General features: G+C 73.6%; 12 protein-coding genes and 1 pseudogene. 5 read left to right on the top strand and 8 right to left on the bottom strand.

Features of this window, described 5'->3' with window-relative positions; genetic code table 11:
* Positions 1-12 precede the first annotated feature (12 nt).
* Genes Bequi_RS00875 through Bequi_RS00865 form a run of 3 tightly spaced genes read right to left on the bottom strand, consistent with a single transcriptional unit; the run spans position 13 to position 3,509 of the window.
* A complete protein-coding gene (locus Bequi_RS00875) occupies positions 13-600 on the bottom strand; it encodes a hypothetical protein (RefSeq protein ID WP_249736107.1) in 588 nt (195 codons plus the stop codon).
* On the bottom strand, positions 597-2,594 hold the full coding sequence (locus tag Bequi_RS00870; RefSeq protein WP_249736106.1) for a M13 family metallopeptidase: 1,998 nt from the start codon (positions 2,592-2,594) through the stop codon (positions 597-599). The genes Bequi_RS00875 and Bequi_RS00870 overlap by 4 nt, the downstream gene beginning before the upstream one ends.
* Positions 2,595-2,648: 54 nt before the next feature.
* Positions 2,649-3,509 (bottom strand): hypothetical protein, encoded by an 861-nt coding sequence (locus Bequi_RS00865; protein WP_249736105.1) that lies wholly within the window; start codon positions 3,507-3,509, stop codon positions 2,649-2,651.
* A 163-nt stretch (positions 3,510-3,672) separates the two neighbouring features.
* On the opposite strand from Bequi_RS00865, the gene Bequi_RS00860 reads away from it, so the two are divergent.
* Positions 3,673-4,719, top strand: coding sequence for an ADP-ribosylglycohydrolase family protein (locus Bequi_RS00860; RefSeq protein ID WP_249736104.1), 1,047 nt, complete (start codon positions 3,673-3,675; stop codon positions 4,717-4,719).
* Entirely contained in the window at positions 4,716-5,456 is a 741-nt protein-coding gene (locus tag Bequi_RS00855; protein ID WP_249736103.1) for an endonuclease/exonuclease/phosphatase family protein, read from the top strand. Before Bequi_RS00860 ends, Bequi_RS00855 begins: the two co-directional genes overlap by 4 nt.
* 133 nt (positions 5,457-5,589) lie before the next feature.
* On the opposite strand, the gene Bequi_RS00850 is transcribed toward Bequi_RS00855, so the two are convergent.
* Positions 5,590-7,632 carry a glycosyltransferase gene (locus Bequi_RS00850; protein WP_249736102.1) on the bottom strand — a complete coding sequence of 681 codons (2,043 nt, stop codon included), beginning with the start codon at positions 7,630-7,632 and terminating at the stop codon, positions 5,590-5,592.
* A gap of 117 nt (positions 7,633-7,749) precedes the next feature.
* Here Bequi_RS00850 and Bequi_RS00845 point away from each other — a divergent pair, with 117 nt between their 5' ends.
* Positions 7,750-8,352 carry a class I SAM-dependent methyltransferase gene (locus Bequi_RS00845; protein WP_249736101.1) on the top strand — a complete coding sequence of 201 codons (603 nt, stop codon included), beginning with the start codon at positions 7,750-7,752 and terminating at the stop codon, positions 8,350-8,352.
* An 81-nt stretch (positions 8,353-8,433) separates the two neighbouring features.
* On the opposite strand, the gene Bequi_RS00840 is transcribed toward Bequi_RS00845, so the two are convergent.
* Both Bequi_RS00840 and Bequi_RS00835 read right to left on the bottom strand, forming a co-directional pair.
* Positions 8,434-8,817 carry a GNAT family N-acetyltransferase gene (locus Bequi_RS00840; protein WP_249736098.1) on the bottom strand — a complete coding sequence of 128 codons (384 nt, stop codon included), beginning with the start codon at positions 8,815-8,817 and terminating at the stop codon, positions 8,434-8,436.
* A 21-nt stretch (positions 8,818-8,838) separates the two neighbouring features.
* The gene (locus Bequi_RS00835) at positions 8,839-9,453 is read right to left on the bottom strand and encodes a GNAT family N-acetyltransferase (RefSeq protein WP_249736096.1); all 615 of its coding nucleotides are present in this window, start codon (positions 9,451-9,453) and stop codon (positions 8,839-8,841) included.
* Between the two features lie 121 nt (positions 9,454-9,574).
* Here Bequi_RS00835 and Bequi_RS00830 point away from each other — a divergent pair, with 121 nt between their 5' ends.
* Complete coding sequence (locus tag Bequi_RS00830; RefSeq protein WP_249736094.1) at positions 9,575-10,021, top strand: VOC family protein; 447 nt, start codon at positions 9,575-9,577, stop codon at positions 10,019-10,021.
* Positions 10,022-10,213: 192 nt separating this feature from the next.
* Positions 10,214-10,780, top strand: coding sequence for a DUF2087 domain-containing protein (locus Bequi_RS00825; RefSeq protein WP_249736093.1), 567 nt, complete (start codon positions 10,214-10,216; stop codon positions 10,778-10,780).
* Here the strand turns inward: Bequi_RS00825 and Bequi_RS00820 are convergent.
* Positions 10,704-11,927, bottom strand: a pseudogene (locus Bequi_RS00820) (benzoate/H(+) symporter BenE family transporter). The gene Bequi_RS00825 and the pseudogene Bequi_RS00820 overlap by 77 nt on opposite strands.
* Positions 11,924-13,063 carry a dipeptidase gene (locus Bequi_RS00815; RefSeq protein WP_249736092.1) on the bottom strand — a complete coding sequence of 380 codons (1,140 nt, stop codon included), beginning with the start codon at positions 13,061-13,063 and terminating at the stop codon, positions 11,924-11,926. The pseudogene Bequi_RS00820 and the gene Bequi_RS00815 overlap by 4 nt, the downstream one beginning before the upstream one ends.
* Between the last annotated feature and the right edge of the window lie 42 nt (positions 13,064-13,105).

Here is a 13,105-nt window from a genome sequence, read left to right as displayed (position 1 = left end):
CGGGAGGCCTGCTCAGCGGCGGGCGCGGATCGCCTGGTCGACCGCCGCGGCCGTCTCCCGGGGATCTTCGGGGGAGATCAGGTAGTTCCAGCCCTCGCGGCCGATGATCTCGACCATCGTCCCGGGCCGCGTGACGAGCAGGCGGTAGAGCTCCTGGGCCGACGTCGTGGTGAAGGGCTTCCGCCCGGGGAGGGGCTCGATCGTCCCGTCGGCCGCGGACATCGCCTTCCCGGCGCGCCAGCCGTACCCGCCGGTGCTCACGCCGACGAGCTCTGCGGGGATCGTTCGCAGCTGCACGGTGCGGAAGTCCTCCACCGGCCACGTGGGCCGCTTCCAGAACCCGCCGAGCAGTACCGTCAGCCCGCGCTCGTCCACGACGAAGCGCGTGCTCATGCGCATCCACGCGGCGACTGCGAAGCCGACGGTGAACACGATCACCGCGATCACGAACGGCATCTGGATCAGCTGCAGGGCGCCGCACACCGCGGCCGCGAAGGCGAGCACCGCGGCGATCCCGATGCGCGTCCAGCCGACCGCGCCGATCAGGGTGCGGCCGGTGTAGGAGGGCGCATCGGGGCGCCCCCGCTGCGCCGTGCTCACCAGATGCTCACGCGCTGCTCGGGGGCGATGTGCATGGCGTCGCCCTCGGCGACGTCGAACGCCTCGTAGAACGCGTCGAGGTGCCCGGCGATCGTGTTGCAGCGGAACTCGGCGGGGGAGTGCGGATCGATCGCGAGGCGACGGATCGACTCCTGCGGGCGGTTGCGACCGCGCCACACGGTCGCCCAGGACAGGAACACCCGCTGCACGCCGGTGAAGCCGTCGATCTCGGGTCCGGAGCCCTCGACCGAGTCGAGGTAGGCCTGCAGGGCGATGGAGAGCCCGCCGAGGTCGCCGATGTTCTCGCCGATCGTGAGCGCGCCGTTGACGTGGTGCTCGGCGTCCAGCTCGCGGGGGGAGAGCGCCTCGTACTGCGTGATGAGGCGCGCGGTGCGCTCCTCGAAAGCGGCGCGGTCCTCGTCGGTCCACCAGGAGCGCAGGTTGCCGGCGCCGTCGTACTTCGAGCCCTGGTCGTCGAAGCCGTGGCCGATCTCGTGGCCGATCACCGCGCCGATGCCGCCGAAGTTCACGGCGGCCTCGGCATCCGCGTCGAAGAACGGGGGCTGGAGGATCGCGGCGGGGAAGACGATCTCGTTCGCGCCGGGGTTGTAGTAGGCGTTGACCGTCTGCGGGGTCATGTGCCATTCGTACGGATCCACAGGGCCCTGGAGCTTCGCGAACTCGTGGGCCGTCTCATGCTCGCGCGCCGCGCGCACCGAGGCGACGAGGTCGCTGGGATCCAGGGTCAGGGAGTCGTACTCGCGCCAGCGCTCGGGGTAGCCGATCTTCGGGGTGAACTGCTCGAGCTTCTCGAGGGCCTTCTTGCGGGTCGCGGGTGTCATCCACTCCAGCGTGCTGATCGAGGTGCGGTAGGCGCGCAGCAGTGCGGCGACCAGCTCCTCCATCGTCTCCTTGTGGGAGGGCGGGAAGTGGCGCTGCACGTACTCCTTGCCGACGGCGAAGCCGACCGCTCCCTCGACCAGTGCGACGCCCCGCTTCCAGCGCTCGCGCAGCTCCTCCGCGCCCGAGAGGGTGCGGCCGGAGAAGTCGAAGTCCTCCTCCACGAAGGCGGCGGAGAGGTAGGGAGCGTAGGAGCTCACGGTGTGGAGCGCGAGCCAGGTGCGCAGCACATCCAGGGGGGTCTCCGCGAGCAGGGGAGCGGCGGCGGTGATGAACTCCGGCTGGCTGACGCTGAGGGTGTCGAAGGAGCCCTCCGGTGCGCCGGTGCCCTCGAAGAACGGGCCCCAGGGGAAGTCGGGAGCGAGCTCGGCCAGTGCGCCCGCGGTCATCGGGTTGTGGGAGGCCTCGGAGTCGCGCAGGCGCACCACATCCACATGGCAGGAGGCGAGGCGCGTCTCGAAGTCCACCACGGCCGCGGCCTGCGCGGCGGCATCCCCGCCGACGAGGCCCTCGCGGCCCGGCAGGGAGGCGAGCGCGGCGAGGCGCGCGAGATGGCGGGCGTAGGCCTCGCGGATCTCGGCGTAGGAATCCTCGCGGTAGTAGGACTCGTCGGGCAGGCCGAGCCCGCCCTGGTAGAGCTTCACCTGGTAGCGCGAGGAGTCGTCGTCATCGGTCCAGACGTATGCGTGGACTGCGCTCGTGCCCGCGACCGGGGCGGCCATGAGAGCGGCGATCTGGTCGAGGGACTGCGCGGCGGTGATCTCCGCGAGCAGCGGCTCCAGCGGCGCGGCGCCCTTGGCCTCGATGGTCTCCTCGTCCATGAACAGGCGGTACAGCGTGCCGATGCGGCCGGTGTCGCTCGTGGGATCCGCGCCCGCGGCGGCGGCCTCCTCGATGATCTCCCGCACGTGCGCCTCGGACTCGTCGCGCAGGCGGCGGAACTCGCCGTCGGAGGAGCGGTCGGCCGGCATCACGTGCTCGGCGAGCCAGCGGCCGTTCACATGGCCGAACAGATCGTCCTGGAGGTGGATCGCGGGATCGACCTGGCTGAGGTCGAGGCCGGAGCGGGCGGGCGTGTGCTGAGGGGAGGTCATGGGTCTCCTGTTCAGAGGGCCTGGGCCAGAGGGCCGGAGCCAGAGGGTCCGGGGTCAGAGGGTCGAGATGCCGAGGATCGCGAGGGCGAGGGTGAGGGCGCCGACGGCGAAGGGCGCGTAGGCCCAGGGGGTGCGCGCGCGCTCGGCCGAGCTGCGGCGATGCAGCACGAGCGTGGAGAGTCCGGTCGCGATGGACAGCACGATCGTGCCGACGGTCATCAGGGGGTTCAGGAAGATGAGCACGGTCGCGCCGATCTGGAACGCGGCGGAGCCGATGACGTCGAGGACGCGCAGCACGAGGGACCGGCGGACGGACACCTTCTCGGCGAGGAAGGTGGCGACCGCGTTCTTGGACCAGTTCGAGGGGCTCGCCATGCGGCGGCGCGCGCTCACGGTCTGCGCGGTCGCGAGCGCCATCCACACCAGGGCGGCGCCCGCGCCCACCCACACGCCGAGCGCGCCCGGGTGCTCGAAGGGCCACAGCAGCGCGCCGACTAGCACCGCGGCCAGGCGCAGCAGCTCCTCGACGGTGCTGCGCACGGCGAGCAGCCCGGGGCTGACCGCGAGGCGGCGCTCCGTGCGCGAGACATACAGGCTCGTGAGCACCAGCACCAGCAGGTGCGCGCCGCCGAGGCCGATGCCGAGCAGAAGGGGGAGGGGCGTCGCGGGAGCGAGGACCAGCGCGCTCAGCAGCATCACCACGGCGAGGGCCGGGATCACCATGGTCACGATGGCCAGTCCTGAGCCGAAGCTGCGGACGATGTCCGCTCCGGTGGGGCCGTGGTCGTGGCCGGTGTGGTCGTGGGCGTCCGTGCAGGAGCTTCCGCAGCCCTGCGGCTCGGAGGCGGGCTGCTGGGGAGCGCCGCTCTCCGGGGCGGGGTGCGAGGTCGCGGGTGCGGGCGTGGAGGGGGTCATGGATCTCCTTCGGTGTCCGCCAACTCTATCGGCGCACGGACCCGCACCTCCCAGGGCCCGGGACAGTGCCGCGGTTGCCGTCGGTTGCCTGTGTTCGGCATCCCACGGACCCGGTTTTGACCAGGCATTCTGCTGGAGGGCTGCGATGTGCCACGATGGCGAGGTGGACGACGACCAGACCAGCATGAACGCCTCGGCGACGCTGGCTGTGCGCGCCCGCGCTGCGGGATCCGTGGTCGCCGCGGCCGCTGGGGATGCGCTCGGCGCGCCCTACGAGTTCCAGGCCCCGATCTCCGGCAGCGAGGAGATCGGCATGATCGGTGGCGGGGTCCTCGGCTGGGCAGAGGCCGAGTGGACCGACGACACGGCGATGGCCATCGTGGTGCTCGAGGCCGCCGCCGCCGCGCCCGAGAACCACGATCTGCGCGCCTGCTCGGCACTGGATCAGATCGCGCGCGAGTGGTACTCCTGGTCGATGGGCACCCCGGACATCGGCGCCCTCACCTCCCACGTGATCCGCCGGGCGGCGGAGTCCGCCCGCGCCGACGGCCGATCCGTGCCGCGCGCCTCCGATTTCCAGCGCGCCGCGAGCGAGGTGCACCGGGACCTGCCGCGCGTCTCCGGCAACGGCGCGCTCATGCGCACGCATGCCGCGGCCATCGCCGCGCTGCTCCAGAGCGACGACGTCGCCCAGGAGACCATCGAGGCGGTGTGCGGGCTCACCCACGCCCACCCCGACGCCTCCGAGGCCTGCTTGCTGTGGGGCTTCGCGGTGCGCCACGCCGTGCTCACCGGGGAGATCGACGTGCGCCGCGCGCTCCCGCGGCTCGGCGCCGAGAGGCGCGGCCTCTGGGAGCGCCGGATCGAGGAGGCCGAGGCCTCCGAACCCGCATCCTTCCCCCGCAACGGCTGGGTGGTGCACGCCTTCCAGGCCGCTCTCGCGGCGGTGCACGGCGTCGGCGCGATCCCCGCGGGGAAGTTCGCCCAGCGGGCCGCCCTCGTGCAGGCGCTCGAGTCGGCAGTCCGCGCCGGCAACGACACCGACACGGTGGCATGCATCGCCGGCTCCCTGATGGGCGGTGCGCTCGGCTTCAAGGCGGTGCCGCCGGAATGGCGGCGCGAGATGTTCGGCTGGCCCGGATATGGAGTGAAGGAGCTGGTGGCGCTGGTGGAGAGCCTGGTGCCGGTGCCCGCCGAGGGTCTGGCGTGAGCGCGCGCGGCGGCTGGGATCTGCGGATCCTCAGCTGGAACATCTGCGAGCTGCGCGGGGATCTGCCCGCGCTGATCGACGGCGTGCGCGACCTCGACGCTGATGTGCTCCTCCTCCAGGAGGCCCCGCGCTTCGTGCTCCCGCAGGCCCGGCTGTCATGGTTCGCGAGCCGGGTGGACCGGCGGATCCTGGTGGGCGGACGCGGCGGGAGGGGACTGGCGATCCTCGCGCGCGAGGAGATCGCCGGGCAGGTGATCCGGCGCGGGATGCACCCGGTGGCGCAGCAGCTCAGCGACGCGAACTCGACCTATCCGCGAGGCGTCGCCGCCGTGCGGCTCGCGGTTCCGGGCGGCGGCGCGGTGGTGGTCTCCGACATCCACTTCGCGCTGCAGGTCCCCAATCGCGAGCGCCACGCCCGGCATGTCCTCCAGCTCGTGCAGGGCGCGGGGGCGCCGGTGATCGTCGGCGGGGATCTCAACGAGGGCGCCGACGGGCCCGCTCGCACCCTGCTCTCCGGGGTGCTCGAGGACCCCGCCGCGAGCGACCCCGCCTGGGATCAGCCGACGTTCCCGGCTGCGAGCCCCCGCAGCCGCATCGATGCGCTCCTGACGACTCCCGACGTGCGCGTGCGCGCGGCGTTCTCGCCGCGGCAGAGCGCACGCGTCAGCGCCGAGCGCTTCGCGGAGGCGTCGGACCACCTGCCGGTGGTGCTGGACGTGAGGGTCCCGCGGGTTTGAGGCCCTGCGGAGCGCCGCCGACACCGAAGGCGAGCGGATCGCCGCCGACACCGAAGGCGAGCGGATCGCCGCCGACACCGAAGGCGAGCGGATCGCCGCCGACGCCGAGGTCCAGCGCAGCGCCGGGGTCCGCTCAGCCCTCGGCGCGGCGCTCGCTCGCGTGCATGCGCAGTCCCGTGCGCAGCACGACATCCTGCTCCTGCCCGCCCACGTGGCGGACGCGCACGGAGTGGATGGCCGACGGATCCGCCGCGCTCGCCTCGCGAGCGTCGATCACGGTGAGCTGCGTGCGGTAGCCCTGCAGCGCCTCTCGGACGCGCGCGAGGGTCCCGGTTCCCGTGTGCGCGCGCCAGTGGAAGCCCTCTGCCTCCGGGGCGCTCGCGACCTCCACGAAGGGCACGGCCGTCAGCGCGCAGGCCTGAGCGGTGACGCGGTGGGCGCGCACGTGGTCGGGGTGGCCGTAGGTGCCCTCGTCGTCGTAGCCGATGACCGCGTCGGGGCGCACGTGCGCGATGAGAGCGGCGAGATCGGCGACGGCCTCCTCCTCGCTGCGGCGGGTGAAGGACTCGGGCCCGGCATCCGCCGACGGGCCCGCGAGGCCCTCGCGCACCCACTCCATCCCCGAGTCGCGGTAGCGGCGGGGGCCTGCGCCCGGGGCGAGAGCGGGCGCCTCGCCCAGCAGGAACCGGCGGTCGATCCCGAGCGCGCGGGCCGCCAGGTCGGCCTCCGCCGCGCGCACGGCGCTCAGGGGCCGGGGGTCGCCGTCGGCCAGGGCGCCGGGGACGACCTCGCCGGCTTCTCCCCGGGTGGCGGTCACGAGGGCCACCTCTGTCCCGCTGGCGGAGAGCTCCGCGAGCAGCGCTCCGGTGGAGAGCGTCTCGTCGTCCGGGTGCGCATGGACGGCGAGGACGCGCGCGGCGCCTTCGAGCAGGGCCCACGGATCCGCCCGGCGCGCGGGAGCGGCGAGCACGTCCGCGTACAGGTGCGCGAGCTGCTGCGCGCTCGCCTCCCAGCTGCGGGAGGCGGCGAAGTCCCGGGCGGACTGCGAGGCTGCCGTGTAGGCGGCGGCATCGCCCAGGAGCTGCGCGAGAGCGTCGGCCCACGCCGCCGGTTCCCGGCTCTCGAGCAGCATGCTCCCAGCCCCGAGGGCCTCGCGCACTCCGCCCGCCCCTGCCCAGGCGATCACGGGAGTGCCGCTCGCCTGCGCCTCCAGCGCCACGAGCCCGAAGGTCTCCGACCAGCTCGGCAGCAGCAGCGCCGCCGCCTCCCGCATGCGCGCGGCCAGCTCGGGGCGCTCGAGAGCCCCGAGGGTGCGGACGCGATCGCGCACGCCCAGGGACTGCGCGTGCGCCGCGAGCTCCTCGCGGTAGGGGGCGAAATCCTCGGAGGCAGAACCGGCGAGGTCGAGCCGCGCGCCGAGGTCGGGCTCCAGTAGTGCGAGCGTCTCGAGGGCGAGGTCCGGGCCTTTGAGCGGCTGCAGGCGGGCGGCGAACAGCAGGTGCGGAGCGCGCAGGCGGTCGCTCGCAGGGGCGGGGGAGGGATGGAACAGCGCCGCGTCCACACCCGGCGGGATCACCGCGATGCGTTCGGGAGCCACCCCGTACCGCGCGGAGATCGTGCGCGCCTCGGCCAGCGAGACGGCCACCACCGCGTCGGAGCCGCGGGCCGCCGCGCGCTCGCCCGCGATGCGTCCGGCCGACTCCGAGGGCTCCCCGGCATCGAACCCGGCCGCATCCGCGGGCGCGGCCACCGAGTGGAAGGACTGGAGGTGGGGGAGGCCATGGCGCTGCGCGACCGGGAGCGCGGCAGCGCCGCTGAACCAGTGATGGGAGTGGAGGAGGTCGTAGGGATCTCCTGCAGCCTCGGCCTCATGGACCAGCTGCTCGAGGTGCGCGGAGAAGGGCGCGATGGCGCGCTCCATCGCGCTCTTCGCGAGCGGGGTGGCCGGACCGCCGTCGAGCCGCAGCAGGCGCAGCCCCGGAGCGATCTGCGTGATCGCGCTCTGGTCCGGATCGGTGCGCCGGGTCAGGATGTCCACGCGGTGACCAGCCGCGGCGAGCGCGCGCCCCTGCTCCAGCACGACCACGTTCATCCCTCCCGCGTCCGCGCTCCCGGGGGTGGAGACGGGGGAGGTGTGGAGGGAGACGGAGGCGATCCTCCACGAGGTGGTTGACATGTTGATCATCGTAGTGGGGGCCTGGGGGCCCAGGGGCCCCGGGGCCCCTGGGCCTGGAGCCCGGGGGCGCAGGGGCGGCGGAGTCGCGCCCGCGCGGGTCATCGGTAGGCTGGCTCGATGGATTCCGACGCGCCCGTGGACTGGCATCCCTACAATCGGGCGGCCTCGGCGCGACCGGCGCGCCGGCTGGTGGCGCAGGCGATCGCGGCCGCGCCCGGGGAGGGCCCCGGTCGTGTGGCCATCGAGATCGGTGCGGGCGGCGGTTCCGACGCGCTCGAGTTCGCCCGCCGCGGCTGGTCGGTCCACGCCTACGACATCGACGACACCCTGGCGAGCCGGCTGGTGGAGAACGAGCGCCTGCCCGGGGAGGTCGTGCTGCACCACGTCGATGCGAGCACGGTGGAGGAGTTCCCGCAGGCCGCGGTCATCTACTCGGCCTACTCGCTGCCGATTCTCGGTCCCGACGGGCTCGAACGCATCTGGCCCCGCCTGCTGGCGGCGCTGGAGCGCCGCGGAGTGCTGGCGGTGGACCTGTTCGGGGAGAACGACTCGTGGAGCGATCGGCCCGATATCGCGACCCTCTCGGCGCAGCGGATCGGCGAGATGTTCCGGGGATTCCAGATCCTCGATCGCAGCATCCGCGACGAAGACGGCCGCACCTTCTCCGGGGACCGGAAGCACTGGCACGTCGTCTCGACCCTCGCGCGGCGCCTGGCCTGAGCGGATCCGGTCGGCGCCGCGGGGCGTCGCCGCAGCGGAGCCCGCCGCGACGGGAGCGGCCCCCGTCGCGGCGCCGAGAGCTCAGATGGCTCTGCGCAGGTAGGAGACGTCCAGCAGCTCTCCGCTGAGGGTGAGCTGCTTGCCCCGGTCGGCGAGATCGAGGCCGAGGTGCCCGAATAGCTCGATGAGCGAGGCGTCGGAGCTGGGGACCACCACGGCGATGCCGTCAGCGCCCTCGCGCCGAGCCTGATCCTCCAGCCAGTGCAGGAGCATCTTCGCGAGGCCCCGGCCCCGGTGCTCGGGCAGGACGCCGAGGCGCGCGATCACCAGGTCGGCCCCGTCGAGGGGGCGGAACTTCATCACTGCGGCGATCTTCCCGCTGCAGCGCACCGCCGCCGCCCTCGACCCCGAGCCGAGCTTGGCCCGAAGGGTCTCGTCGGTCTCCAGCATCGCGTCCGAGGGCATTCCCTGCGTCTGGTACTGGGCCTAGCTCTCGTGCAGGGCCGCCCGCAGGAGCGGGGCGTCCTGCTCGCGCAGCTCGATGATCGCGCGGGTGGGAGGGAGCGCTCCCTCCAGCCGGAGGAGGGTCAGGGTCTGACCCCGCGGGGTGACGTGCTCGACCTCCCCGACGATGTGCATCGAGCTGTGCTCGTAGAGCCGGGCGAGCTGCGCGTGGCGCGGCACGACGTTGCAGGCGATCCCGCCCAGCGCCTCTGCCGCGGCGACGTCGAACAGCCAGCGCACGATCTGCGTCGCGAGGCCCTTCCCGCGGTGCTGAGGCCGCACGCTGAGGCGCCAGAAGTACAGCAGTCCCGTCTCGGGCTCCACATGGAACTTCACCACGGCGGCGACGGCTCCGTCGACGACCAGTGCGGCCGCCCTGCCGCTCCCCTCGAGCTCGGCGCGGATCGACTCGTCGGTCTCGTGCTCCGTCCCGTAGGAGAAGCCGTCCGTGGTGTACTCGGCGAACGCCTCCTGCATCACCGAGCGCAGCACGGGAGCGTCCTTCGGCTCGAGCTCGATGATCCGCCCTGCGGCAGTCGGCTCCGCGGCAGGGGTCTGCGCGGCCGGCGCAGGGTCGGCGGGGGTGGGGGTCCTCATTGCCTCATGGTAACCGCAGGGTCCGCGCGATCGGCCGGGTTCGGCGGCTATCCGCGGCGGGCTCGGCGCGGGGAACGGGGCGTTCCGGGAGAACCGTCCGCGGCCGTGGCATATTCGGATGATGGAACAGAGCCCGAACGCCCCCCGCCCCTCCTCGACCGGCCTCTCCCTGCGGTGGTACACCGTGGTGATCGATGCCCATGACATCCACGCGCAGGCCCGCTGGTGGGCCGGAGTGCTCGACTGGCAGATCATCTTCGAGAACGACGAGGAGGTCGCCGTGATCCCCTCCGACCTCGCCGACGAGGGCGAGATCCCCGCTGAGCGCTGGCACCGCACCGGTCCCGGGCTCGTGTTCGTCCCGGTCGCCGAGGGCAAGACGGTCAAGAACCGCCTGCACATCGATCTCGCGCCCCATGCCGACGACGATCGCGACGCGCAGATCCAGCGCCTCCTGGACGCGGGCGCGACGCGGGCGGACGTCGGCCAGGGCGACTCCGTCACCTGGACCGTGCTCGCGGACCCCGAGGGCAACGAGTTCTGCGTGCTCTCCTCGCGGACCCGCTGAACCGGCGGCGCCTTGACGGCGCCGCCGCCGGATGGCACGCTCGGCCTCGGCGATGGCTCATCGCCCAGCCCGCGTCACGGCCCCAGCCCGGACGCAGAGGCGAAGGGGAGCGGATCCTCGGGCCGGTGATCATGTCCAGGTCGATCTCGGCCGCGCTGCAGGCTGGGGGTGCCCGCGGCGAGAGGCGACGACATGACCCTCCACGCAGATCTCAAGGCGATCGTCCGCGCGCGCATGCGCAGCACGGGCGAGAACTACACCGCGGCGCTCGCCGCCATCCGGGCCGAGCGCGCCACGGACCCTCGGCGCGTCGGCCCTGCGGCCCCGCGCGAGGCGCCGGACCCGGCCCGCGCAGAACCGGCGAGAGCGCCCATCGACCCGGAAGCCGCGCGCACCGAGCACGAGCGACTGCTGCGGCCGTTCCTGCGGGACGGGCGCATCCTCAGCATCCCCAGCCGCCGGCGTGCGCGCTTCGCGCTGATGCTCGAGCTGCTCGCCCGCTTCCCCCTGGGGCGCACCCTGCCGGAGAGCGAGGTGAACGAGATCCTGCGCCCGCTGCACGAGGACGTCGCCTTCCTGCGCCGTGAGCTGGTGGACTACGGACTGCTGGAGCGCGAAGCGCCGGGGACCTACTGGGTCGCTCGCAGACTCCCCCTGCGGGAGGGTCCCATGGTGCAGGAGGTCACGGACTGGGAGCGGGTGTGGCTCCCGGGGTTCCTGGCGTCGGCCCCACCGCGGGAGGAGCCGCGCGAGGGGTGAGGACCAAGTGGATCAGGAGCCCGGCCAGCAGGGACCAGAACGCCGCGCCGATCCCGGCGATCGCGAATCCCGAGGCGCCGACGATCAGCGTGATCGCTCCGGCGATGCGGGTGCGGGGCGCCTCGAGCGCAGCGGTCGCGGAGGCGGCGAACGTGGCCACCAGCGCGAGCCCGGCGATCGCCTCGATGAGACCGTGCGGAGCGGCGTGCGCGAGCGCGGTGACGAGACCGGCGAGCGGCCCGAACGCCAGGTATGTCAGGCCGCAGGAGACGCCGGCGATCCATCGGCGCGACGGATCGGGGCCCGCCTCCGGCCCCGCCGCGAGCGCCGCCGAGATCGCGGCGAGGTTGATCGCATGGCCGCCGCCGAGCGCCCCCGCCGCGGAGGCGGCTCCCGTGTAGAGGAGCGGCCCGCGCGTGCCGGGCCGGTACCCGAAGCTCGCGAGGACCGCGATCCCGGGAACGTTCTGGCTGGTCATGGTGACGATGAACAGGGGGATGGCGATCGCGAGGAGCGCCCCGGGGTCCCAGGCGGGGAGCACCGGGATCACCCGGGGCGCCGCCGCTGCCGCATCGAGGTGCGCGAAGGATCCGCGCAGCACCATCACCGCGATCGCCGCGCCGAGCGCTCCCGGCACGGCCCAGCGCGGGGCGAGCCGGCTGAGGGCGAGCCACACCAGCAGCGGGCCCGCGATGGCGGCAGGGTCGGCGGCGAGCGCCGTGAACGGCGCGATGACCAGGTGCAGCAGCACTCCGGCCAGCATCGCGGAGGCGAGCGGCGCGGGGATCTACTGCACGAGCCGGCCCAGCGGCTTCACGAGGCCGCACAGCGCCAGCAGGATCCCGCTCAGGACGAACGCCCCGACAGCGCCGGCGAAGCCTGCTGCGGGCACGGCGGCGGTCGCGAGCAGGGCCGCGCCCGGGGTGGACCACGCCATGGTGATCGGCATGCGCAGCCGCAGCGAGAACGCGATGCAGCCCGCCCCCATCGTCAGGCACAGCACGAGCAGTCCCGAGGCGGCCTGGTCGGCGCTCGCGCCGACGGCCTGCAGCCCGGCGAGGACGACCGCGAAGGAGCTCGTGAACCCGACGATCCCGCAGACGATCCCGGCGAGCACAGCGGGCGCGGCGGAGCGGACCGGGCTCATCCGCGGCTGCGGAGGTCGCGGGCGACGGCGTCGGCTTCGCGCCAGGTGGCGAGGATGTTCTGCCCGCCGAGCCGGACCAGATCCTCCTCGCTCCAGGAGCGCTCCCGCAGCGCATCCATGAGGCGCGGGTAGGAGGCGACGTCCTCGAGGCCGACGGGCATGACGGGAGTGCCGTCGTAGTCCCCGCCGAGGCCGATGTGATCGACGCCGGCGACCTCGCGGGCGTGCTCGATGTGCGCCACGACGTGCGCGAGCGTCGCCGGGGGAGCGGTCTCGGGATAGGCGGCCTCGAAGGCGCGGCGGGCGTCGAGATCGGCGGGGTCCACTCCGGCCGCGCGGGCGTCGGCGTCCAGCTGCGCGGCCCACGCGATGGTCTCCGGCGCGACGAAGCGGGGGACGAAGGCGAGCATGCAGGTGCCGCCGCGCTGCGCCATCAGCGCGAGGACGTCGTCGGGGACGTTGCGCACGGAGTCGCCCACGGCGCGGCAGGAGGAGTGGGAGAAGATCACCGGCGCCTCGCTCACCACGAGGGCGTCGCGCATCGTGCTCTCGGCGACGTGCGAGAGATCCACGAGCATCCCGATCCGGTTCATCTCGCGCACCACCTCACGGCCGAAGCCCGACAGCCCGCCGCTGAGCGCCTCGCCGGTGGCGGAGTCGGCCCAGGGCGTCGAGGAGTTGTGCGTGAGGGTCATGTACCGCACGCCGAGGCGGTGCAGGCTGCGCAGCACGGCGAGGGAGCCGGCGATGCTGTGGCCGCCCTCCGCGCCGAGCATCGAGGCGATGGGAGCGTCCGGTCCAGCGGCGAGAGCGGCGGCGAGATGGTCCGGCTCCGTGGCGATCGCGAAGTGCTCCGGCCAGCGGCGGGCGAGAGCGCGCACCGCATCGATCTGCTCGAGGGTCGCGGTGACGGGATCGGGGATGTCAGACGGCACGAACACCGACCAGAACTGCCCGCGCACTCCGCCCTGCCGCAGGCGCGCGATATCCGTGTGCAGCTGCGGCTGCGCAACGGAGATGTCGCAGCGCTCGAGGTCGTACCCGACCTCCCGCAACTCCCAGGGGAGATCGTTGTGGCCGTCGACCACGGGGATCGGGGAGCGGCCGGGCAGCGGTGCGGCGGGAGCGTCGGTCATGCCCCTATCGTCGCATCCGCGCGCGCCCGCACCCGAAGCGGG

This window comes from Brachybacterium equifaecis (assembly GCF_023509525.1).
GTDB lineage: Bacteria > Actinomycetota > Actinomycetes > Actinomycetales > Dermabacteraceae > Brachybacterium > Brachybacterium equifaecis.
This window is presented reverse-complemented; position numbering and strand designations above follow the sequence as displayed.

Coding starts and splice junctions, on each gene's coding strand:
- Bequi_RS00870 (WP_249736106.1), bottom strand. CDS start 2,594: ATGACCTCCCCTCAGCACACGCCCGCCCGCTCCGGCCTCGACCTCAGC.
- Bequi_RS00865 (WP_249736105.1), bottom strand. CDS start 3,509: ATGACCCCCTCCACGCCCGCACCCGCGACCTCGCACCCCGCCCCGGAG.
- Bequi_RS00850 (WP_249736102.1), bottom strand. CDS start 7,632: ATGTCAACCACCTCGTGGAGGATCGCCTCCGTCTCCCTCCACACCTCC.
- Bequi_RS00845 (WP_249736101.1), top strand. CDS start 7,750: ATGGATTCCGACGCGCCCGTGGACTGGCATCCCTACAATCGGGCGGCC.
- Bequi_RS00840 (WP_249736098.1), bottom strand. CDS start 8,817: ATGCCCTCGGACGCGATGCTGGAGACCGACGAGACCCTTCGGGCCAAG.
- Bequi_RS00835 (WP_249736096.1), bottom strand. CDS start 9,453: ATGAGGACCCCCACCCCCGCCGACCCTGCGCCGGCCGCGCAGACCCCT.
- Bequi_RS00830 (WP_249736094.1), top strand. CDS start 9,575: ATGGAACAGAGCCCGAACGCCCCCCGCCCCTCCTCGACCGGCCTCTCC.
- Bequi_RS00825 (WP_249736093.1), top strand. CDS start 10,214: ATGACCCTCCACGCAGATCTCAAGGCGATCGTCCGCGCGCGCATGCGC.
- Bequi_RS00815 (WP_249736092.1), bottom strand. CDS start 13,063: ATGACCGACGCTCCCGCCGCACCGCTGCCCGGCCGCTCCCCGATCCCC.